At 57.5% G+C, this 22,510-nt stretch carries 20 protein-coding genes; 11 read left to right on the top strand and 9 right to left on the bottom strand.

The annotated features are described in order from the left end of the window. Positions 1–4 precede the first annotated feature (4 nt). The 5 genes from FHC52_RS01200 to zupT form a co-directional block, all read right to left on the bottom strand. Positions 5–1,066, bottom strand: coding sequence for a fimbrial protein (locus tag FHC52_RS01200; RefSeq protein ID WP_220419863.1), 1,062 nt, complete (start codon positions 1,064–1,066; stop codon positions 5–7). Then, complete coding sequence (locus FHC52_RS01195; RefSeq protein ID WP_126289549.1) at positions 1,050–1,808, bottom strand: molecular chaperone; 759 nt, start codon at positions 1,806–1,808, stop codon at positions 1,050–1,052. Before FHC52_RS01195 ends, FHC52_RS01200 begins: the two co-directional genes overlap by 17 nt. Before the next feature lie 9 nt (positions 1,809–1,817). Next, positions 1,818–4,262: a fimbria/pilus outer membrane usher protein gene (locus tag FHC52_RS01190; protein ID WP_220419862.1), complete on the bottom strand. Its 2,445-nt coding sequence runs from the start codon at positions 4,260–4,262 to the stop codon at positions 1,818–1,820. 74 nt (positions 4,263–4,336) lie between these two features. Next, complete coding sequence (locus FHC52_RS01185; protein ID WP_032653446.1) at positions 4,337–4,897, bottom strand: fimbrial protein; 561 nt, start codon at positions 4,895–4,897, stop codon at positions 4,337–4,339. A gap of 331 nt (positions 4,898–5,228) precedes the next feature. Continuing rightward, positions 5,229–6,002, bottom strand: coding sequence for a zinc transporter ZupT (gene zupT / locus FHC52_RS01180; protein WP_220419861.1), 774 nt, complete (start codon positions 6,000–6,002; stop codon positions 5,229–5,231). 196 nt (positions 6,003–6,198) lie between these two features. Between zupT and ygiD the strand changes: the two genes are divergently transcribed. Beyond that, positions 6,199–6,987 (top strand): 4,5-DOPA dioxygenase extradiol, encoded by a 789-nt coding sequence (gene ygiD / locus FHC52_RS01175; protein ID WP_126289535.1) that lies wholly within the window; start codon positions 6,199–6,201, stop codon positions 6,985–6,987. An 82-nt stretch (positions 6,988–7,069) separates the two neighbouring features. Here ygiD and FHC52_RS01170 read toward each other — a convergent pair whose 3' ends face one another. The 3 genes from FHC52_RS01170 to tolC all read right to left on the bottom strand — a co-directional run bounded on the left by FHC52_RS01170 (position 7,070) and on the right by tolC (position 10,571). Then, the gene (locus tag FHC52_RS01170; RefSeq protein ID WP_021242309.1) at positions 7,070–8,230 is read right to left on the bottom strand and encodes a glutathionylspermidine synthase family protein; all 1,161 of its coding nucleotides are present in this window, start codon (positions 8,228–8,230) and stop codon (positions 7,070–7,072) included. Between the two features lie 2 nt (positions 8,231–8,232). Then, the gene (locus tag FHC52_RS01165; protein WP_008502972.1) at positions 8,233–8,898 is read right to left on the bottom strand and encodes a DUF1190 family protein; all 666 of its coding nucleotides are present in this window, start codon (positions 8,896–8,898) and stop codon (positions 8,233–8,235) included. 194 nt (positions 8,899–9,092) lie between these two features. Continuing rightward, positions 9,093–10,571 carry an outer membrane channel protein TolC gene (gene tolC / locus FHC52_RS01160; protein ID WP_008502973.1) on the bottom strand — a complete coding sequence of 493 codons (1,479 nt, stop codon included), beginning with the start codon at positions 10,569–10,571 and terminating at the stop codon, positions 9,093–9,095. A gap of 204 nt (positions 10,572–10,775) precedes the next feature. On the opposite strand from tolC, the gene nudF reads away from it, so the two are divergent. From nudF to parE, 5 genes are read left to right on the top strand one after another with little or no spacing between them, the layout of a single operon-like run. Next, positions 10,776–11,408, top strand: a complete 633-nt coding sequence (gene nudF / locus FHC52_RS01155) for an ADP-ribose diphosphatase (RefSeq protein WP_008502974.1) — start codon at positions 10,776–10,778, stop codon at positions 11,406–11,408. Further along, positions 11,405–11,827 carry a DUF1249 family protein gene (locus FHC52_RS01150; RefSeq protein WP_094918781.1) on the top strand — a complete coding sequence of 141 codons (423 nt, stop codon included), beginning with the start codon at positions 11,405–11,407 and terminating at the stop codon, positions 11,825–11,827. The genes nudF and FHC52_RS01150 overlap by 4 nt, the downstream gene beginning before the upstream one ends. A 27-nt stretch (positions 11,828–11,854) precedes the next feature. Continuing rightward, a complete protein-coding gene (gene cpdA, locus FHC52_RS01145; RefSeq protein WP_126289533.1) occupies positions 11,855–12,682 on the top strand; it encodes a 3',5'-cyclic-AMP phosphodiesterase in 828 nt (275 codons plus the stop codon). Beyond that, positions 12,682–13,263 (top strand): esterase YqiA, encoded by a 582-nt coding sequence (gene yqiA / locus FHC52_RS01140; RefSeq protein ID WP_008502976.1) that lies wholly within the window; start codon positions 12,682–12,684, stop codon positions 13,261–13,263. Before cpdA ends, yqiA begins: the two co-directional genes overlap by 1 nt. A 28-nt stretch (positions 13,264–13,291) precedes the next feature. Continuing rightward, positions 13,292–15,184 carry a DNA topoisomerase IV subunit B gene (gene parE / locus FHC52_RS01135; RefSeq protein WP_008502977.1) on the top strand — a complete coding sequence of 631 codons (1,893 nt, stop codon included), beginning with the start codon at positions 13,292–13,294 and terminating at the stop codon, positions 15,182–15,184. Positions 15,185–15,267: 83 nt separating this feature from the next. Here parE and FHC52_RS01130 read toward each other — a convergent pair whose 3' ends face one another. Beyond that, positions 15,268–17,409 (bottom strand): TonB-dependent siderophore receptor, encoded by a 2,142-nt coding sequence (locus FHC52_RS01130; RefSeq protein WP_126289529.1) that lies wholly within the window; start codon positions 17,407–17,409, stop codon positions 15,268–15,270. Between the two features lie 385 nt (positions 17,410–17,794). On the opposite strand from FHC52_RS01130, the gene FHC52_RS01125 reads away from it, so the two are divergent. From FHC52_RS01125 to FHC52_RS01105, 5 genes are read left to right on the top strand one after another with little or no spacing between them, the layout of a single operon-like run. Next, complete coding sequence (locus FHC52_RS01125) at positions 17,795–18,607, top strand: ABC transporter ATP-binding protein (RefSeq protein WP_126289527.1); 813 nt, start codon at positions 17,795–17,797, stop codon at positions 18,605–18,607. Continuing rightward, positions 18,604–19,587: an iron ABC transporter permease gene (locus FHC52_RS01120; RefSeq protein WP_044597636.1), complete on the top strand. Its 984-nt coding sequence runs from the start codon at positions 18,604–18,606 to the stop codon at positions 19,585–19,587. The genes FHC52_RS01125 and FHC52_RS01120 overlap by 4 nt, the downstream gene beginning before the upstream one ends. Next, positions 19,584–20,624 carry an iron ABC transporter permease gene (locus FHC52_RS01115; protein ID WP_126289525.1) on the top strand — a complete coding sequence of 347 codons (1,041 nt, stop codon included), beginning with the start codon at positions 19,584–19,586 and terminating at the stop codon, positions 20,622–20,624. Before FHC52_RS01120 ends, FHC52_RS01115 begins: the two co-directional genes overlap by 4 nt. 9 nt (positions 20,625–20,633) lie before the next feature. Further along, positions 20,634–21,584 (top strand): iron-siderophore ABC transporter substrate-binding protein, encoded by a 951-nt coding sequence (locus FHC52_RS01110; RefSeq protein WP_039025554.1) that lies wholly within the window; start codon positions 20,634–20,636, stop codon positions 21,582–21,584. Further along, on the top strand, positions 21,581–22,468 hold the full coding sequence (locus FHC52_RS01105; RefSeq protein ID WP_008502983.1) for a MurR/RpiR family transcriptional regulator: 888 nt from the start codon (positions 21,581–21,583) through the stop codon (positions 22,466–22,468). Before FHC52_RS01110 ends, FHC52_RS01105 begins: the two co-directional genes overlap by 4 nt. The last annotated feature ends 42 nt before the right edge of the window (positions 22,469–22,510 follow it).

Below are 22,510 nucleotides of genomic sequence, written 5' to 3'. Positions count from 1 at the left end.
ACGTTTAGTGGTAGTTAATTTTGAACAGCACCATGGTTTCAAATGGTCCGGACTGGATCGCTTTTCCCGGCACCGGCGTCAGCTCAGCGGTATAGGTCTGTTCGTACTGCAACGTACTGCCGGTAAAATCGGCATACTCATCGTATCGGTTAAAGGTGTAGGGCTGCGTTCCGTTCAGGATGCGTAATTTCAGGCCGTTACCGATGAGCAGGGCGGTATCTTCTTCGCTCAGCATCTCGTTCGTATAGAACGACGAATCCATTTTAAACCCATCGGAACACTCGGCGTCCTGTATCTTGGTCGTTCTGACCGAGAACGTGCGCGTTCGCTTTCCCTGATTCATTATGTCGCGAGCGCTGAACGTACCAAAATCAATCTCCTGATTTTCCGGATAGATGCTGAAGGTCGCCCCGCAGTCCAGCACGGTGATATTGTTCAGGCCATTAATATGATACTTCAGGTTTTTCGCATCGGACATCTGGTTGACGCCGCCCTTGCCGTCGAACTGCACCACGATATAGTCCCCGAGCGTGCTGACGTAGCCGTGCGGCGGCATGACCTTGATTCTGACGTACAGACGAAAGCGCACGATGAACGTGCGTGAGGTGTGAATGTCGTTCGCATTGCCGGAACAGATGCGGTTCTCCCAGCCCATTTGCTGGATTTGGGCGGGGGTATAGATAGTGATCTGTTTGTTATCAAGGCACTGGGAGGTATCAACCCCGTTGGGTTGCCCCGTCGCATCGTAGTCAATCCCTTCATAGGTTACGCCGAGTTCGTAGTAGGGATCGGACGCCGACGGGTAGGGGTTAACCCAGGCGTAGATGTCCTCTTTTTCAAAATTACTGGTGGTGTTGTGGTCGCAGGTCACAGGGACTTTGATATCGTCAGATTCCCATATCTTTTCCCCCACCTGCGCGTTGCTGGGAATGGCAAAAGGGGAGATCGTTTTTGTCTCCTCGACGGGCCCGCCGGAAACGCCGAGATAGCAGTCAAGCGCCAGCGCCTCTCTGACGGGCAGAAGGGCGAACAGCAGCAAAAACAGACAATTAACGAGCTTGCGCATTGTTTTGACCCTTCCGCTCGCTGAGCTGGCATGGCGCCTTACCCGCACAGGTAACGTCCACTTTTTTCAGCGCGCCGTAATCATCAATGTAACCCACGCTGTAGTAGTTCCCGTGGTAGTCGCCGGTAGAGGTGGACGCCGTGGCAAACGGAGCAATCATCAGGCTGTCGAAGCCCGGCAGCTGGGTTTTCGCATTTTTACTCAGCCACGCGAGTGTGATGTAATAGGGCGTGGGGTTATGTACGCTGAGCCCCGTTGCGGTGGCGGTAATTTCCATGCGCATTTCGCTTTGATCACCCGGCTTTTTGGTGATGGCTTTTGGCCGCCAGAACAGCTTAATGCGGCTCTGCATCGCCACCTGCATAACGCTGCGCGCCTCGCTGGCGCCGCTTTTGGGCGGAACTTCTCGCAGGTTGAAGTAAAACAGCGACTCTCTGTCCTTCGGCAACTGCCCAACCGCTGCCTGCTTCACAATCCTGACCTGCGATGACGCGCCCGCTTCTATGCGCTGAATGGGCGGTAGCGCCATGAAGTGGCTGTCCTCTTTGCGCCCGTTTTCGTCTTCAATCCAGGAAAGCGCCAGGTAGGGTAAGGTTTTGCTCTGGTTATCGACTTTCAGGCTGCTTGCCTTGTCCCCTTCGGGAAAAACGATCCGCGTGCGGTCCAGGTTAATGGCGGCATGCGCGTTCAGTGCGGTGCCGAGCAATATCAGGCTCAGGGCCTTGAGTGGGGTGAGTTTCATCATGGTTTCTTACTGGCAAGGCAGCATGAGCTGCATACTGTTTTCAAGGTGAGAAGGTAACGAGAAGCGACACTGTTGGTTGTCTCCCCACGTGACCAGGAACTGTTGCTCAGGCTGGACGGCGCCCAGCCAGACGCGGCCCTCCTCGGCGCCCTGGTCCGCCTGCAGGCCGTTATCCTGCAGGCGGACCAGGGCGCCGAGCGGCGGTGTCCCGGAAGGCGTTCGCAAAATGCCGGCAATATCGTTACCGGCTCGGGTCGCGATTTGACGATAGCCGATGGCACCTTCTGTCCAGGTGGAAGTGACCACCCGCGTTTCGACGTCAACGCCGTCAGGCAAATTGTTCATGTTGACCCGCACGCTGGCCGGGGTATAGCTGGATAACGACGGCAGAACGCCGATACCCGACGCGTTGGTTTCGTCATGCGATACGTTCAGCGGGATATGGCCCACGCCGTCAGTGCTGACCATGACGCGTGGCTCATTGCCGTAGCTGCGACGGTGCAGGGCAAACCCTTTCGCCGTCCCGGTAAACGATCCGTTCCAGCTGGCGCTCATTGAGTTGTACTCATTCGCCTTATAGCTGCCCGAGACGTTGAGATCCCCCAGCGAAGAATAGTGCTGATAGTTTCCGCTGAACTGTGCGCCCGCATCGGCTTTTTCGCTCTCGGTGCCAGCAGAAACGCCCCAGGTATTGTTCCGGTCAGAAGTATCGTACCAGGAGACGCTCTGGCTCAGGCTGTCGCCGTTGCGCAGGTCGTAGTTCAGGCGATGGTCAGGATCGAGCGGCACGCTCAGCGAGAGATAAAACTGGTTATCGTCCTCTTCATCATCTTCGTAATGGGTTCTGCTCAGCGACAGGGTCAGGCCAAGGTTTTTCCAGCGGCCAAGGTCGAAGTTATAGCCAGCGGTGACGCTGCCGGTCGTGGAAGGTGAGTCGTCCCACCAGGTTTGGCGCAGCATGCTCAGATAAAGGTTTAGCGAGAGGGCCGATATGTACTGACTGGCGGTGACACTGAGGGTCTGTTTTTCCGTCTGGCTGTCGCTGTTGTCGTTATCCAGATAGCGCGCATAGCTCAGGAACTGACGGTCCGAGTAGCGGTAGCTCGCCAGCGTAAGCTGGCTACCGGTGGTGTCGAACCGTTTACTGTAGTTAAAACGGTAGCTGTAGCCCGTCTGCGGATCCGCGCCCGGCAGCTGGCTGGTGGCCCGGGTGATATCAAACGAGAGCGCGCCCAGATACGCCATGTTTTGTCCCAGCCCGGCGGCCAGGGCGCGGTAGTGGTCACCATCGGCCAGCGTTCCGCCATAGAGCGAAGTTTGCGACAGCATACCCCAGGAAAACTCGCCGCTCATGAAGGTGCTGTCCTCAACGTCATGCGATGCGTCCTTTCGCGGCTTGCCTGCCGCCAGCTTGTAGCGAACCTGGCCCTGACGCGTCAGGAAGGGGACGGATTCGGCGGAGACCTGGAACGTACTCACCCGGCCATCTTCTTCCGTCACCTTCACGTCGAGCGTGCCCTGCACCGACTGGTTGAGATCCTGAATGATGAACGGGCCCGGCGGGACTTTTGTTTGATAGATGACCCTGTCGGCGAGGCTTACGGTGACCGTCGCGTTGGTTTGGGCAATGCCGGAGATTTGTGGCGCATAGCCGCGCAGTGACCACGGCAGCATGCGCTCATCGCTGATAAGCGACGCGCCGGTGTAGGTGAAGGCATCGAAAATCGACGACTGGAAATCCGTCTCGCCGAGCGTCAGCTTTGCGCCCATGGTGGGGAGGGGGCGGAACATATAAACGCGCGAGAAGCGCCCGTTATGCTCTGAACCGCCGTCCGCGTGCGTTTGGTTGTATTGATAATCGCTGCGCAGCCGCCAGGCGCCGACGTTCGCGCCCGCCGTGCCGTAAGTGTTGGCATTATCTGAACTGCTGCCGCTGTTGGGCTGGTAGTGGCTGGCAAAAAGATTGTAGTCCAGCAGGACGCCCGCCACGCCGTTATCCCAGGTTGACGGCGGCATCCAGTCGGCAGAACGGTACTGCAGCCACGCCTGGGGAATGGACACGTTTAGCGTCTGGCTTGCTTGTTCAAAGGTAAAATGAATGTCCGGCAGCGGGGCGAAGTCTATACAGCCCTCTTTTTCAGTGAGCGATTCCCGTATTTTATCCTGCAGGCCGAACGTGTCGGCCAGTTCGGCGGGAATACAGACCTGAACTGCATCATTCACTTTTTTCCACGTTAACTGCCAGCCGTTTGCTAAGGGGGTGTCATTAATTGAAATCGTAACAAAATAACGACCGGGGACGACGGAGGCGCGATCTTTAAACTGTGTTAAATCGACGCTGTTGCGCTGATCTTTATCGATGGCATTAATATTAAATTCGGTACCAGAGGCGACTTTCGTCATTAACAGGGCGGTAATGATGATTATGCATGTTGATTTATGTTTCATCATCCTGTTGCTCAAGGTAAATATAAAATGCCGACTGGCATAACGAGCCAGTCGGTAGATAACGAGGTAAATTCGAATTATTTATACGCCAGCACATAGTTTGCGGTGGCTTCAACCTGACCCGGCGTTGCCGTTTTGCCGCTCAGCACTTCCATCTGCGCCTTAAAGTGCAGCGTCTGGGTGGCGGAGCCTGCCAGCAGGGTAACTTCACTGGCGCTACCCAGGGTGATGTTCGCTTCCGCATTATCCAGCAGACGGACGCCCACGTTCTGCGCACCGCTGGCATAGGTGTTGGTCATCAGGCTGGTATCCGTTGTATCCGTGGCGGAGCTGGTGAACGTGACGTCAACCTTGGTGATTGGGGTATCGGTTTCATCGCCTGGATCGTCCAGCTGGCAGTTTTCCAGGTTGATATCTACCGCAACGGGAGACGATTTTTTATTGGCATTAATAACGGCAGTCGTAATTTCACCCAGATCGACTTCTTTATCAACGCTATCAGGAGCAATGCTGCACGGCGCATCAATCACCACCCCTTTGAATTTGATCTTGCCTGAGCCTTGTTCTGCAGCCAATGCCGATCCAGAAATAAGCGTGGCCATTGCCACGGCTAAAAGCACTTTTTTTCCTGTAAACATGAAAATATCCTTTTTCAGTTGAATTCATATCCTGAATATTAATCAGAATATTGCCAGGAAAGTATATCGATCTCCGGCGGGGTAATGCGATTAACCACGCTTAAAAATCATTGTAGATATAATTAAAATATAAATACGGGTTATTGTAAGTGGATGAATTTCAAGAAGTGTAAATTATAATGCCGGATGCATTGTTTAGTGTTATTACGCACAGTAATGTTCAATAAAAAACTTGATTTTTTTATAAGGAAGGAGGCGTGGCGTATATTCCGTAAAAAGTTATTCCTTTAACAAATAATAGGCGCCTCTGTTTCAGGAGGCGCCCGTCATGTCAGCCAATGCCTGCGGCCTGAAGTAAGACCAGACTTAGCCCCATCACCGACATCCCGCACAGCACGCCATAGCTGGGGTTGTTATTGGGATCGATCTCTTTCGCCAGCGGCATTAATTCATCGACGGAAAGCGCCACCATAATCCCGGCAACTGTGGCCATAATGGCGGCCATCACGACAGGGGAGACCAGGCTTCCGAGAATCAACCAGGCCAGGACACCGCCGAGGATTTCAGCCATCCCGGAAATTCCTGCCCAGAATACCGCGGTACGTTTCGAGCCCGTGGCGGCATACACCGGTCCGGCGACCGCCAGTCCTTCAGGAATATTGTGTAAGGCCACCGCCAGCGCGATGCCAAAGCCCATTTCCAGATTGCTGCTGGCCGTCACGTAGGTCGCGACCCCTTCCGGGAAGTTATGCAGGCTAATCCCCAGCGTGAGCAGAACCGCCGTTCGCTTAATATTCCGCGGCACAGGCGTTACGTTTTTCTGCATTAAATCCTGCGGATGCGCGTGGGGTAGCATCCGGTCGAGGGCAAAGTAACCCAGCAGGCCAACGACAAACATGCCGTAGCCCAGCAGGGGAGACATCCCGTCGGTGCCCAGCGCAGCAGGGAGCATCTCCATCAGGGAGATAAGCAGCATGATCCCGGCAGCAAAGCCCAGCGAGAAGGCCAGCACGCGGTTTGACGGCTTCTGACCAAGCGCGCCGAGGATTGCGCCGATAAAGGTCGCGGCGCCCGCCAGTATGGTCAGGATCAGAGGGACTGACATGGATTGCTCCTTATGATAATGATTATCATTAATATAAATGATTCATTTCTGGCAAAGCGAGGGGCGAACCCCGGCTTTACACATTCCTTACATTCAAAATTCCTGATGATGATCTTCACGCTTATCAGCGTTCATCTTTGTCCGATTGCGCGTAATGTAGCACCATTAAATTGACACCTTCTGTAAGGATATCATCATGACTTCATCCCGTATGCCAGCCCTGTTTTTAGGCCACGGCAGCCCAATGAACGTTCTGGAAGATAACGTCTATACCCGCGCATGGCGTCATCTGGGCGAGACGCTGCCGCGTCCAAAAGCGATTGTGGTGGTATCTGCGCACTGGTTCACCCGCGGCACGGGCGTGACCGCCATGGAAGCGCCAAAGACCATTCACGATTTTGGCGGCTTCCCGCAGGCGCTGTATGACACGCATTATCCGGCCCCCGGCTCGCCTGAGCTGGCACAAAGGCTGGTGGAACTGCTGGCGCCTGTTCCGGTTGCGCTGGATAAAGAAGCCTGGGGCTTTGACCATGGCTCATGGGGCGTGCTGATCAAAATGTATCCTGATGCGGATATCCCGATGGTGCAGCTGAGCATCGACAGCACCAAACCGGCTGCCTGGCATCTGGAGATGGGGCGCAAGCTGGCGACGCTTCGTGATGAAGGCATCACGCTGGTGGCAAGCGGCAACGTGGTGCACAACCTGCGCACGGCGCGCTGGCATGGTGAAAACACGCCATACCCGTGGGCGACCGCTTTTAACGACTACGTTAAAGCGAACCTGACCTGGCAAGGCCCGGCTGAGGCGCATCCGCTGGTGAACTATCTGGAGCACGATGGCGGTTCGCTCTCTAACCCGACGCCGGAGCATTTCCTGCCGCTGCTGTACGTGCTTGGCGCGTGGGACGGTCAGGAGCCGGTTACGATCCCGGTCGATGGAATAGAGATGGGAAGTCTGAGTATGCTGTCGGTGCAGGTAGGGTGAAAACATGCCGGGTGGCGGCTTCGCCTTACCCGGCCTACAGGTCGAGCGTAGGCCCGGTAAGCGTAGCGCCACCGGGCAAGTCTTACTCCACAAAAATATGCGGGTAGAACCGCGACAGATCCTGCGTGATCAGCGCGCGATCTTCGCGAATGCCAATTCCGGCAGGTTGATCGTTAATGAGCCAGCTGCCAATTAGCGTATAGCTGTCGCCAAATTTCGGCAGTTGATAGAACGCCTGGACGATCATCCCTTCCTCGCCGTAAGGCCCTTCAACCGCTTCCAGCGTTTTACCGTTTTCGATGATCGACACGTTCGCGCCTTCGCGGGAGAAGATCGGCTTAACGACGTATTTCTCCATCTGCGGGTAATCATCTTCCGCAAAGTACGCTGGCAGCAGGTTAGGGTGATTCGGGAACATCTCCCACAGCATCGGCAGTAGGGCCTTGTTGGAGATAATGCTCTTCCAGGCCGGTTCCAGCCAGCGCACGCCCGCATCTTCCAGCTTGGTGGAGAACATCTCGCGCAGCATGTACTCCCACGGGTAGAGCTTGAACAGGTTGCTGATGACCTGATCCTGCATGTCCGTAAACTGACCTTTTTCACCCAGGCCGATATCCTCGATATAGAGGAACTCGGTCGCCACTTCCGCTTCGGCGGCGCAGTCCTGCAGATACTGAACCGTGCCACGATCTTCTTCCGTGTCGCGGCAGCAGGCGAGATGCAGCAGGTTGAAGCCAAACTGCTCGCGCAGCTCGGCAAAGCGCTCGATCAGCTTCTCCTGCAGGCTGTTGAACTGGTCGCTGCCTTCCGGCAGGTTTCCGGCGTTCATCTGGTCTTCCAGCCAGATCCACTGGAAAAATGCCGCTTCATAAAGGGAGGTTGGCGTATCGGCGTTGTTTTCTAAAAGCTTCGGTTCACCCACGCCGTCCCACGCCAGATCCAGGCGAGAGTAAAGCGAAGGCTGATTCGTTTTCCACGACTGGCGGACAAAGCTCCAGGTGTGCTTTGGAATACGAAACTTGGCCATCAGCTCGTCGCTGTCGATGACTTTTTCCACCACCTTGAGGCACATCTGGTGCAGCTCAGCCGTGACCTCTTCCAGCTTCTCAACCTGGGCCAGGGTGAGCTTGTAGTAAGCGTCTTCACACCAGTACGGCTCGCCGTACATGGTGTGGAAGTTAAAGCCGTACTCGGTGGCTTTTTCGCGCCAGTCCGGGCGCTCGGTAATACTGACTCGTTCCATGATCAGCCGCCCATTGAGCGAGTAGAGGTGCCTGATGCACTGCGCTGCATGCTGGTCTGTTTCGCCACAGACTCACCGAACCCGCCGCGGGTGATGGTGCTGGTGGTCGCAGGCTTCGGCGCCATCGCGGTTTTCGGTACGGTTACGGTGCGGCCCGGAGTCGCTGCACCGTAGCCTTTACCGCTGGCATCAGTATATTGACCGTAAGCCGGGCTGGCCGGGTTTTTCGAGCTAAACAGCGGCTGCTGCTGGTAACCCGCGCCGCCGCCCATCAGACGGCCCATCATGTAGCCTGCCATCAGCGGCATCCAGAAGCTGCCGCTGGACTGCGCCTGTGCCTGATTTTCAGGTGCCGTGCCTGCCTGAGCCGGTGCCTGCTGGCACTGACCTTCACCAAATTCCGCTACGCAGTCTTCGCGTGAGGCATATTTCGGCGCGGTGCGTTCCGCTTCTTTCAGCGCGTTGGTGTAGGCCGTTTTACATTCGGCCGCTTTCCCGGTGGCGGCAGAGCAGTCGTCCGCGTTTTGATACAGCGAAACCGTTTCATCGTTTTTCTCACAGCCTGCCAGCATAAAGACAGCGGTAACCGCCAGCGCAACAGGGGTGAGGTGACGTGCATTCCAGCTCTTGCGGAAAGACGCGTGATTGATCGTTTTTGTCCGTTTCATGTTTGTCTTCCAGGACCCAGTGGTAATAACGCTCAGGATAGAGGATGAGTGGTTGAAAATGAAGCGAAGAGGGGCGGAATCAGGGGGATCTTTACGTTGGCTTACGTTCGGATGTGATTTTGCGCCGGGTGGCGCTGCGCTTACCCGGCCTACGATTCAGTAGGCCCGATAAGCGAAGCGCCATCGGGCAATGCTTAGTTACGGAACGGATTGTTGCCCTTGCTGGCAGGCGCTGTGGTGCGCGCGGCAGCAGGCTGTGCAGCAGGGGTAGTGCCGTTAGCGTTGAAGTTATCAACCGCGGCAACCTGCTCCGGGTTCTCCGGTGCAACGCTGTCCGGAGAGGTGGAGACCGGCTTGCCCAGTGCGCTGTTCAGCATCTGCAGGTCTTGCTCGTTCAGCGTACCCAGAGCCTGCTTAATGTTCAGCTGGTTAATCAGGTACTGATAACGCGCGCTGGAGAGCTGCTGTTTCGCGTTGTACAGCGTGGTGGTCGCGTCGAGCACGTCAACGATAGTACGTGTACCGACCGAATAACCCGCTTCCATCGCGTCCAGGGAGCTCTGTGCAGACACAACGGCCTGTTTATAGGCGTTGATGCTACTGATTGAGGCGTTCACGTTGTTGAAGGATGAACGTACGGTCTGCACCACGTTACGATGGGCGCTTTCCAGCTGCTCGCTCGCGCCAACAAAGTTGTACTGCGCCTGTTTCACCTGGGAGTTAACCTGACCGCCCTGATACAGCGGCAGGGAGAAGCTCAGGCCCACTTTGTTCTGACCCATATTGCTGTCGTCATACTGGGCAGAATTGGTTTTAGAGCCACTGTAGGTGGTGTCAGAAACGCCGGTAGAGGCGCTCAGGCTCAGGGTTGGCAAATGGCCGTCCTGCGCCTGACGAATCTGCTCGCGGGCCAGGTCCTGGCTCAGACGTGCCTGCAGCAACGTCAGGTTGCGGTTTTCCGCCTCTTTCAGCAGGGCGTTAACGGCCTGCGGCTTATCCGTTTTGAAGCTGTCGACGTTCAGGGAGGCCAGCTCAGGATAGTAGTTCCCGGTCACCTGGCGCAGGGATTCCAGCGCGTTGTCGAGGTTATTACGCGCGGTCACTTCGTTGGCCAGCACGGTGTCGTACTGTGAACGGGCGTTCTGCACGTCGGTGATCGCCACCAGACCCACGTTGAAGCGCTGGGTGGTTTGATCTAACTGACGGTAAATGGCCTGTTTCTGCGCTTCGGTGTAGGAGAGCGCGTCAATGGCGCTCAGCACGTTGAAGTACGCCGTAGCTGTGTTCAGGATCAGCGTCTGCTGGTCGGTCTGATAAGTCACATCCTGGATGCCCGCGCTCTTTTCCTGCAGGGTCAGGGCACGCCATTTGGACATATCAAACAGCGTCTGTGTTAATTGCAGTGAGGCACTGGTAGCATTGGAGTTTACGCCGTTAGCGTCGCGGAAACCGTTGCTGTAGGTATAATCTGCACCTAACCCTAACTGTGGCAGCAAGGGGCTACGCGCTTCGTTAATCTTTTCAAACGCAGCATCACGATCGGCCGCTGATTTACGTAAATCAGGGTTGCCCAGACGTGCCTGCTGGTAGACCTGTAACAGGTTTTCCGCCTGGCTCATTGCACTGAAGCCCGTCAGGCTCAGGCCGATAAGGATGGGGAGCAATTTCTTCATTTGCATTCCTTGTTGTGAAGCAGTATTAGCGCTGATCTAATTAAAAAATAATTGCCGATTCTAACAGAATCATCCACACCAAAAGGTTGGCGTTACGTGCCATCTGGCGGTAATTTGCACCAATCTATCATATAGCCTTACAAACGGCAGCCAAACAGCCTTGAAATTCACAATTTCATCACCATTGCTACCAGGACTCGACTCATGCAAAAACCAGAAAAGTTGCCCGTGACATTCGCCAAAAACGATGTAGAAATTATTGCACGAGAAACGCTTTATAGCGGTTTTTTTTCAATGGATCTTTACCGTTTCAGGCATCGCCTGTTTAACGGTGAAATGAGTGGCGAAATCAGACGCGAAATTTTTGAGCGCGGGCATGCGGCAGTCTTGCTACCCTTTGACCCAGTGCGTGACGAAGTCGTGCTGGTGGAGCAGATCCGCATCGCCGCTTATGACGTCAGTGAGAGCCCGTGGCTGCTGGAGATGGTGGCCGGGATGATCGAAGAAGGCGAGACGGTTGAAGACGTCGCCCGGCGCGAGGCGCTGGAAGAGGCGGGGCTGGTGGTGGGCCGCACCAAACCGGTGTTGAGCTATCTGGCGAGTCCGGGTGGCACCAGCGAACGCTTATCCATAATGGTGGGCGAAGTGGACGCCACGACCGCAGAAGGCATTCACGGTCTGGCTGATGAAAACGAAGATATTCGGGTTCATGTGGTGAGCCGGGAACAGGCTTATCAGTGGGTAGAAGAGGGGAAAATCGACAACGCAGCGTCTGTCATCGCCCTGCAATGGCTGCAGCTGCATTATCAGACATTACGAAACGAGTGGAAAAAATGAAGCGCTATACGCCTGACTTCCCAGAAATGATGCGCCTGTGCGAAACGAATTTTGCACAATTGCGCCGCCTGCTGCCGAGAAACGACGCACCCGGCGAAACGGTAAGCTATCAGGTGAGCAGCGCGCAGTATCGATTAACGATAACAGAATCAACGCGCTACACTACGCTGGTGGAGATTGAGCAAACGGCTCCCAGCATTAGCTACTGGAGCCTGCCGTCGATGACGGTACGCCTCTATCACGACGCGATGGTCGCTGAAGTGTGTTCAAGCCAGCAGATCTTTCGTTTCAAGGCGCGGTATGATTACCCGAATAAAAAGTTGCATCAACGCGACGAAAAGCATCAAATTAACCAGTTTTTAGCCGACTGGCTAAGGTATTGTTTAGCACATGGAGCAATGGCGATTCCGGTTTGTTAGCGTCATAAACCTACCTAAGGACACCATTTGGAAAGCCTGTTGAACCTGACTGTTGCTGGTGGGGCGCCAGTCAGGATATTACAAATCACCGATACCCACCTTTTTGCCGAAAAGCATGAAACGCTGCTGGGGGTGAATACCTGGGAGAGTTATCAGGCGGTACTGAGCGCCATTCACGCTGAAAACCGTGCATGCGATCTGATTGTCGCAACGGGCGATCTGGCGCAGGACCAATCTTCCGCGGCCTACCAGCATTTTGCTGAAGGCATCGCGAGCTTTAGCGCGCCCTGCGTCTGGCTGCCGGGTAACCACGATTTTCAGCCCGCAATGTACAGTTCTCTCCAGGATGCGGGGATTTCTCCGGCGAAATGTGTTTTTGCGGGTGAACAGTGGCAGATCCTGCTGCTGGACAGCCAGGTGTTTGGCGTCCCGCACGGTGAGTTAAGCGAGTTTCAGCTCGACTGGCTTGAGACCAAACTGGCGGCTGAACCTGAACGTCACACGCTGCTGTTGCTTCATCATCATCCTCTGCCGGCGGGCTGCAGCTGGCTCGATCAGCACAGCCTGCGCAACTCCGCGGCGCTGGATCGCGTGCTGGCGAAGTTCCCGCGGGTGAAAAATCTGCTGTGTGGGCATATTCACCAGGAACAGGATCTCGACTGGAACGGACGCCGCATGCTGGCGACGCCGTCGACCTGCGTTCAGTTTAAGCCGCACTGCGCCAACTTTACGCTGGATACCATCGCGCCAGGCTGGCGCTGGCTGGAACTGCATCCCAACGGCACGCTGACCACGGAAGTCTGCCGTTTGACCGGCGCACAGTTCCGCCCGGACACCGCTTCAGAAGGCTATTGATGTCTACGCTCCTTTATCTGCACGGATTTAACAGTTCGCCGCGCTCCGCAAAAGCGACACAGTTTCGCCAGTGGCTGAGCGAGCATCACCCTGACGTTGAGATGATTATCCCACAGCTGCCGCCTTACCCGGCAGAAGCCGCGGAAATGCTGGAATCCATCGTGCTTGCACACGGCGGCGAAACCTTTGGTGTGGTCGGTTCATCGCTGGGGGGATATTACGCCACCTGGCTCTCGCAATGCTTTATGCTGCCCGCCGTGGTGGTTAATCCGGCGGTACGGCCATTTGAGCTGCTGCGGGACTTTCTTGGCGAAAACGAGAACCCCTACACCGGCCAGCAATATGTGCTAGAGTCACGCCATATTTACGATCTCAAAGTTATGCAGGTCGACCCGCTCGAGGCGCCGGATCTCATCTGGCTGCTGCAGCAGACGGGTGATGAAGTGCTGGATTACCGCCAGGCAGTGGCGTATTACGCCTCCTGCCGCCAGACTATAGAAGAGGGCGGAAACCATGCTTTCACGGGCTTTGAGAATCATTTCACCCAGATTGTCGATTTTCTTGGACTGCACAGCCACTGACAATCAATGCGAATTGCTAGTTTAAATCATGACGCAAACCTATAACGCTGATGCCATTGAGGTCCTCACCGGGCTAGAGCCGGTTCGCCGCCGCCCGGGGATGTACACCGATACGACGCGCCCAAACCATCTGGGCCAGGAAGTTATTGATAACAGTGTGGACGAAGCGCTGGCGGGCCATGCCAAACGCGTTGACGTCATCCTGCATGCCGATCAGTCGCTGGAAGTTATTGACGACGGGCGCGGCATGCCGGTGGATATCCACCCGGAAGAGGGCGTCCCGGCCGTTGAGCTGATCCTCTGTCGTCTGCATGCGGGCGGTAAGTTCTCCAACAAAAACTACCAGTTCTCCGGTGGCCTGCACGGCGTGGGGATTTCCGTCGTCAACGCCCTGTCCAAACGCGTGGAAGTGAACGTCCGTCGCGATGGTCAGGTCTACAACATCGCGTTTGAAAACGGCGAGAAGGTGCAGGATCTTCAGGTTGTCGGCACGTGCGGCAAACGCAACACCGGCACCAGCGTCCACTTCTGGCCTGACGAAAGTTTCTTCGACAGCCCGCGCTTTTCCGTGTCCCGCCTGACGCACCTGCTGAAAGCCAAAGCGGTGCTTTGCCCGGGCGTGGAAATCACCTTTAAAGATCACGTTAATAATACCGAGCAGACCTGGTGCTACGCCGATGGCCTGAACGACTACCTGTGCGAAGCGGTAAACGGCCTGCCAACGCTGCCGGAAAAACCGTTCGTCGGTAACTTTAGCGGCGATACCGAAGCGGTGGACTGGGCGCTGCTGTGGCTGCCGGAAGGCGGCGAGCTGCTGACCGAAAGCTACGTTAACCTGATCCCCACCATGCTCGGCGGGACCCACGTCAACGGCCTGCGTCAGGGGCTGCTGGACGCGATGCGCGAATTCTGCGAATACCGTAATATCCTGCCGCGCGGCGTGAAGCTGTCGGCGGAAGATATCTGGGACCGCTGCGCCTACGTGCTCTCCGTGAAGATGCAGGATCCGCAGTTTGCCGGTCAGACCAAAGAACGTCTGTCGTCACGCCAGTGTGCGGCGTTCGTCTCCGGCGTGGTGAAAGATGCCTTTACCCTGTGGCTGAACCAGAACGTTCAGGCGGCGGAGATGCTGGCCGAAATGGCGATCTCCAGCGCCCAGCGTCGTCTGCGTGCCGCCAAGAAAGTTGTGCGTAAAAAGCTGACCAGCGGCCCTGCGCTGCCGGGCAAGCTGGCAGACTGTACCGCGCAGGATCTCAACCGCACCGAGCTGTTCCTCGTGGAAGGGGACTCGGCGGGCGGGTCGGCCAAGCAGGCGCGCGATCGTGAATACCAGGCGATCATGCCGCTCAAGGGTAAGATCCTGAACACCTGGGAAGTCTCGTCTGATGAAGTGCTGGCCTCGCAGGAAGTCCACGATATCTCGGTTGCGATCGGTATCGATCCGGACAGCGACGATCTGAGCCAGCTGCGCTACGGCAAGATCTGCATTCTCGCGGATGCGGACTCCGATGGTCTGCACATCGCCACGCTGCTGTGCGCGCTGTTTGTGAAGCACTTCCGCACGCTGGTGAAAAACGGTCACGTCTACGTGGCGCTGCCGCCGCTGTACCGTATCGACCTCGGCAAAGAGGTTTACTACGCGCTGACGGAAGAAGAGAAAGCGGGCGTGCTGGAACAGCTGAAGCGCAAGAAGGGCAAACCGAACGTGCAGCGCTTTAAAGGGCTGGGCGAGATGAACCCGATGCAGCTGCGCGAAACGACGCTGGATCCGAACACGCGCCGTCTGGTGCAGCTGACGATCAGCGATGAAGACGAACAGCAGACCAACGCCATGATGGATATGCTCCTTGCCAAGAAACGTTCGGAAGACCGTCGTAACTGGCTGCAGGAGAAAGGCGATATGGCGGATATTGAGGCTTGATGCCCTCACCCTAACCCTCTCCCGCAGGGAGAGGGAATGGATCGTAGGCCCGATAAGCGCTAGCGCCACCGGGCTTTTTTACATCAAAACTCCATCTTCACCGTAAACTGCACTTCGCGAGGGTCGCCAATCTGGTTGCCCAGGTTGTTGGTCGCAATGGACGAGGTGTAGTAGGTCTTATCAAACAGGTTCTTCACGTTGACCTGCAGCGTCACCGGATACTGCAGCTTCATCTTATAGGCCGCAAAGGCATCCGCCACAAAATAGCCCGGCAGATAATAATCCGCGCCGTTGGTCGCTGAACGACGGCTCACGCCGTGCCCGCCGCCGCCAATTGTCAGCGTATTCCCGGCAATCGCATTGTGAATATCGTACGTCAGGAACAGGGAGCCGGTGTGGCGCGGCACGTTCGGCAGCGGTTTGCCCGCGTAGTCCGGGTCTTCAAGCACCTTCGCGTCGGTATAGCCGTAGCTGGCGATAATATTGGTGTTCTCGGTCAGTGACCCGGCAAGATCCACCTCCACGCCCTGGGAGCGCACGCGGCCCGCGGTTTTGGCGATGGTTTCACCTCCCACGCTTTCATTGTACAGCACGTTGCGTTTGTGGATATCAAACAGCGCGATATTGGCGGTAACGCCGTCGAACAGGTCGAACTTCGCGCCCAGTTCGTAGGCGTTTGAGGTTTCCGCCGGCAGGTCGCCAATGTAACTTGCAATGGACGACTGCGGCATAAACGTCTGCGAGTAGTTGGCAAACAGCGAGACGGATGGCGTGAGCTTGTAAACCAGCCCCAGCTTTGGCGTCCACTGTTCGTCGCGGCTGTCGGTGTTGACGTTGAACGGACGACCTTTACCCGCGTACTGGGTGTAATACTGGTAGCGCATCCCGGCGACGGCGATCCACTTATCCGTCAGGTACAGGGCATCCTGCGCGTAGGCCGAATAACTCTCCTGCTTGAGCGTCTGGTCGCTGTCTGCGGCGGAGACGGTTGTACACTTGTTGAGTTTGCCGTAAACCGGATGGTAGATGTTGAAACCTTTGACGTTCTTACAGCGCATCATGTCCGTACGCAGCAAATCGTAATTCTCATACGATACGCCGGTCAGGATCTCATTGTAAAAGCCTGCAATATCGACATTCCCCTGCAGATCCGCGCGGGTGCTGTGCATGCGCTGGGTCGAGCCCTGGGTCGCATCCACGCGGCGGGTCAGGTTGCCGGTTTTTGCATCGTAGGCCATCACGCGGGCCTGGTTATCGCTGTATTTGTCCTGGCTGTAGCTGTAGTCGAACTTCGCGGTCCACTGGCTGTTAAGACGGTATTCCGCGTTCAGCTGCGCCAGATCGGACTGACCATCGGTCACGTTAAACGGCTCGTCAAAGCGGGTTTTGCGATCGACATCAACGGCTTTTTTAGTGTTGAGATCGAAGATCGTTCCGCGATCGAACGGCGTTTTATAGTCGCGATGCGAATAGAGCACGGTCACGGTGGCATCATCGCCGAACCAGGTGAGCGACGGGGCGATAAAGGTGCTGCGTTCGTTGCCAAAATTACGCCAGTAATCTTCGTCCTGATACTCACCCGTGAGGCGATACGCCAGACGCGTGCCGTCGATCGGGCCGGTCACATCGACCTGTCCGGTGCCGCCGCCAAAGCTGGAGGAGGTGGCGGACAGAGAACCACCGAAGGTTCTCTCCGGGCGTTTGGTGACGACGTTAATCAGGCCGCCCGGATCGAGAATGCCATACAGCGTTGAGGCCGGGCCTTTAAGCACCTCCACGCGCTCGGTGGCGGCGTTAAAGCTGCGCGGCAGGACGGTGCGCAGGCCGTTGGTCATGATCGAGCCGTCCCGGTTCGCGCCAAACCCGCGGCGCACGAAGGCATCCTGCGTACCGCCGAGGGTATTCGTCTGGACCACGTTGCTAACGTTATAGAGCGCCTCATCCAGCGTGGTGGCGTGCTGATCCTCCAGCACTTTATCGCTGACGGTATTCACCACCTGCGGGATATCCAGCATCGGCATGTTGGTCAGCGTTGCGGTGGAGGTGTTCAGCGGCTGGTAGCCGTTGGTGGCTTCCGCCGGCGTATTTGGATCGGCAGTGACGGTAAGCGTTTCGCCGTCTTTAGCCGCGGTGGTGTCCGCCGCCTGGGCCAGCGGCGCCATAAACAGCAGTGAAAAGAGCGCGCGCCCTTTTACCCCAGAGAGTGAAGGTGTGAACGTAGCCATTACATCTGTTATCCCAAAATATCCGTGAATCACCTTCACGGAAGAATGTGTGAGTCATTGCCCTTTTATGCTCTGCTCGTTAGCCAGAACCGGCATCGAACATGTAATTGAGAATCATTCAATCATGCGGGAATGTAGTAGTAAATGAAAAATGATAAAAATCGGCTACATGCATGAAACGCAACGGGAAAGTACAAGGGTAATGAATTATTTAATTGAAAAATAATGATTTATTAATTTTGTGGTCTGCACGGTAACGCTCCGTTACCCCTGGTTTTTTCAGGGTGTTTCTTCGCTTGACTACTACATGGCGTGGCGTCAAACTCTCAAAAGAGAATGATTTTTATTTATATTTGTTGCGCTTTTTTATTACGTTGGCGTTCACGTGGCTTACAACACAACACAACCGGGACTGGTTCTGGAGAACCTCTCTGCGGGCTATCAGAAAAAAATCATCGTTGATGATATCTCTCTTGCGATCCCCCAGCAGAAAATAACCGTTCTGGTGGGCGCAAACGGCTGCGGGAAATCCACGCTGTTGAGCACCATTGCGCGGCTGCTCCAGCCGCTTGGCGGCGCGGCGGTTCTCGACGGCAAGGCGATCCACGAGCAGCCGACCAAAGCCGTCGCCCGCCAGCTTGGTATTCTCCCGCAGTCCCCGCTGCTCCCGGAAGGGTTAACCGTTTTTGAGCTGGTCTCGCGCGGGCGCTTTCCCTGGCAAAACGTTATGCGCCAGTGGAGCGACGAGGACGAACTGGCGGTGGAAGAGGCCCTGCGCCTGACCGGCACTGCAGAGTTTGCCCATATGCCGGTGGAAAGCTTATCCGGCGGCCAGCGTCAGCGCTGCTGGATCGCCATGGCGCTGGCGCAGCAAACGCCGTATATCCTGCTGGATGAACCCACCACGTTCCTCGATCTTCGCTACCAGGTGGAGATCCTGGAGCTGCTGCACGCACTGACCCGCCAGCACGGGCGTACCGTCGTGGTGGTGCTGCACGATCTTAACTTTGCCGTGAACTACGGTGATTCCCTGGTCTTTTTACGCCAGGGAAAAGTCGAGGGGGTGTTACATGAAGGCGACGCCTGCACGCCGGAGCTGATCAAAGCGGTGTTTGATGTGGACGTGCATATGTCCATCAACCCCTTGACCGGCAAACCGTTCTTTATGCCGTTTCGCCAGAGCATTCAGAAGCCATGATGCGCATCTCTCTGGCTTTCCTGATTTTCACCCTGCTGTTGGCAATGGGGGCGATTGCTCATTTGGGGATCGGTGCACGCTTTATCGCCCCGCAAACGGTAGTGGAGGCATTCTTTCACTTCGACCCGCGCAATTTCGACCATAACATCATCATCAGACTACGGCTGCTGCGCCTCTGCGCCGCGATGGTGACGGGCGCCGCGCTCGGCGTGGCGGGCGTGCTGCTGCAGTCCGTGATCCGCAACCCGCTCGGCGAGCCGCATATTCTGGGGCTCAACGCCGGGGCAGCGCTCGCGGTGGTGATCGCCAGCGCGCTTGGGCTGTCGCTGCCGTTTGGTCGCCCGCTGATTGCCGCCGCCGGTGCCGCCGCGCTGTTTCTGCTGGTGCTGATGTTCTCCTCGACCGGTCGCACCGGGCTCACGCCGATGAAGGTCACCCTGTGCGGCGTGGCGATGTCGGCGTTTGCCTCGTCGATTACCGCCGCGGTGTTAATCCTGGATGAACAGACGCTACTCTCTCTGCGCACCTGGCTGGCGGGTGATATCGCCGGGATCAACGCGCAGATGCTCCAGAGCGCCCTGTGGGCTGCAGCCGCTGGTTTTCTTCTTGCTATCGGGCTGTCGCCCTCGCTCAACATGCTGGCGCTGGGCGACAGAATGGCGCAGGGGCTTGGCGTGTCGCTGCTGAAAACCCGCCTCCTTGCCCTGCTGGCCATTGCGCTGCTCTGCGGCGCGGCCGTCTCCCTCGCCGGACCGATTGGCTTTATCGGCCTTGTGGTACCGCAGCTCATTCGCCGTCTGGTGTCGGTCGATTTACGCGCGATGGTGCCGCTGTCGGCCCTCTGCGGTGCGCTGGTGCTGCTGCTGGCGGATATCGCTGCCCGCACGCTGTTTACCCCCTGGGAGCTGGCAACCGGCATCATGACGGCCCTTGTCGGCGCGCCCGTGTTCATCCTTATGGCCTCGAGGATGTTCAAATGAACCGGGCCGGACTCCGCACGATCCGTGTTGGCCGCCTGTCGGCGCTGGTTCGCCCGAAGGCGCTGGCGTGCCTGTCGCTTTTCGCGCTGATGGCGCTAGGCCTGCTGGGCTTTGGCCTGACGCACGGTTCTCTGCCCATTCCCGCCTCTGCCATCGGGCGGGCGTTGTTTTCGCATGAAACTTTGACGGCGGAGACGCGCTACGTCGTGATGGATATCCGCCTGCCGCGCCTGCTGATGGCGGTGCTGTGCGGCGCGATGCTCGGCATGGCGGGGGCGGCGATGCAGTCCATCACCCGCAACGGACTGGCTGACCCGGGGCTTATCGGCGTGAAGGAGGGCTGTAGCGCGGCGGTACTGCTGCTGATTTTTCAGTTCCCGGCGCTGAGCCTGGCCTGGCGTCCGCTGGTTGGCATGGCCGGTGGGCTGCTCACCGCGCTGCTGGTGATAGCTCTGGCGCGCGATATCTCGCGCCCGCGGTTCATTTTGATCGGCATCGGCGTGTCGTGGGCGTTTGCCGCGGCAATGGGCGTCTTTATGACCACCGCCGACGTGCGCGACGTGCAGACGGCGATGCTGTGGCTGGCGGGCAGCCTGCATGCGGCAAACTGGACGCTGGTAGGGCTGGCCGCGCTCTGGGCTGCCCCCGCGTTTGCGCTGCTGCTCTTTACCGCGCGGGCCGCGGACGTGGCGCTGCTCGGCAATCAGGCTGCTACGGGCCTTGGCGTGCGCACAACCCGGCTGGCACTGCTGCGGGTTCTCGCCCCGGTAGTGCTGACGGCGGCCTGCGTCTCCTGCGTGGGCAGCATTGGCTTTGTGGGGCTGATTGCCCCGCATATGGCGCGCCTGCTGCTGCGCGGTGATCAGACCGCGCTCCTGACGGGAAGCGCCGTGCTGGGCGCGCTGCTGGTGCTGCTGGCGGATAACGTCGGACGTCTGGCATTCCTCCCGCTGCAGCTGCCGGCGGGAATTGTCATTTCATTGATTGGCGGACCGTTTTTCCTGCTGCTGCTCTGGCAGCGTCGGGACAGATTTTAGGGGATTATGATGCGCGTACTGTTTTCGATGCTGTTGCTGGTGGGGTTCGCGGTGAGCGCGGCGGAGCCGACGCAGACCTTTACTGACGATCTGAACCGAAAGGTGGTGGTGCCGGTGCACCCGAAACGGATTGTCTCCTTACACGATCTGGACATCACCATTCCGCTGATTGAGCTTGGCGTGCCGCCGGTGGCGAGCCATGGCCGCACGCGGCCGGACGGCAGCCATTTTCTGCGATCCAGCGGCATGTTGACCGGCGTCGACTTCGATAATTCCGATATCAAATTTATCGGCACGGCCGATATCGACATTGAAGCCATCGCCGCCGCCAAACCTGACCTGATCGTTACCGAGCCGACCCGCAACACGCCGGTGGAACAATTAGCGAAAATTGCCCCGACGGTGAGCATCGATCATCTCGACGGCGGCGCGCCGGAAATCTACCGCAAGCTGGCTCAGCTGACAGGAACGCAGGCGCGGCTTAAGGTTCTGGAGCGGCGATATCAGGAGCAAATCAAGGCGCTGAAGGCGACCATCGACACGCGCAAAATCACCGTATCGGTGATTCAGGCCAATCAGGGGAAAATCAACGCCATGCACAGCTACCACTCGCTGGGCCGCGTTCTGCGCGACGCCGGATTCAAATTCCCGCCGCTGATTGAGTCCATCCCGGAAGGGGGGCGCATCGACGTCAGCGCCGAGCGCCTGCCGGAGCTGGATGCCGATTTCGTCTTTGCTACCTGGCGCGGGGATACGGGCGGTAAACCGCAGGACGAGCTGGCGGCGATGGAGGCGGTGATGCCGGGCTGGTGTCAGTTCCTGACTGCCTGCCGAACCGGGCATTACGTGCTGATCTCGCGTGAAGAGGCGATCTCGAATTCGTTCGCGTCTTTAGGGCTGATGGCCGCGCAGGTGCAGTCGCAGATTGCCGGGCGTCCGCTGCCGGAGGCGTCACGGTGATCCGCAAAGAGAAAGGGCGCGTGGATGTCTATGGCGACCGCTTTCGCGCGCGGGCGCATCAGCTGACGCCGCGTCTGCTGCAGGTCGCACGCTATATCCATGACAACCGCGAGGCGGTGATGGAGCAGACCGCCATGGAGATTGCCGCCGTACTGAAAACCTCGGATGCCACGGTGGTCCGCGCCATACAGGCGCTGGGGTTCGCCGGGCTGCGCGATCTCAAGCAGACGCTGGAGCAGTGGTTTGGCCCGGTGGTCACCTCCAGCGAAAAGATGTCCACCACGGTGAACACGCTCGCCAGCGACGTCAACGCGAGCATTGATTTCGTGCTGGAGGGACATCAGCACACCTGCGAGGTGTTATCCGAGCCCCACAACCGCTACGCGATGGCGCAGGCGGTCTCACTGCTGGCGCAGGCAAGGCAGGTTGCCATATTTGGCATTGGCGCCTCCGGCATTCTGGCCGAGTACACCGCCAGGCTGTTCAGCCGTATGGGGTTACCCGCCACGCCGCTCAACCGTACCGGGATCGGGCTTGCCGAACAGCTGATTGCGCTTCAGCGCGGTGACGTGCTGGTGATGATGGCGCAGAAATCCGCGCACCGGGAGGGGCAAACCACCCTGCGTGAAGCAAAACGTCTGGGCATTCCCACCATCCTGCTGACTAACGCCCTCGATTCGCGTTTCAGTAAGGAGGCCAGCGTGGTGATCCACGTTCCGCGCGGGGGCGAAAAGGGTAAAATCCCGCTCCACGGCACGGTGCTGCTCTGTCTGGAGATGATCATTTTATCCGTCGCCGCCACCGAACCGCAGCGCGCCATCAAGTCGATGAAGCGCATCAACGAGCTCCATCGCGGGTTAAAGCCGGGGAAGAAGAGCAGCTAAAAACAACAAAGCCCGGTGGCGCTAGCGCTTACCGGGCCTACG

This window comes from Enterobacter sp. EC_64 (genome assembly GCF_019584165.1).
Classification (GTDB): domain Bacteria; phylum Pseudomonadota; class Gammaproteobacteria; order Enterobacterales; family Enterobacteriaceae; genus Enterobacter; species Enterobacter roggenkampii.
The sequence above is the reverse complement of the archived record's forward strand: the minus strand, read 5'-3'. Positions and strand labels throughout refer to the sequence as shown.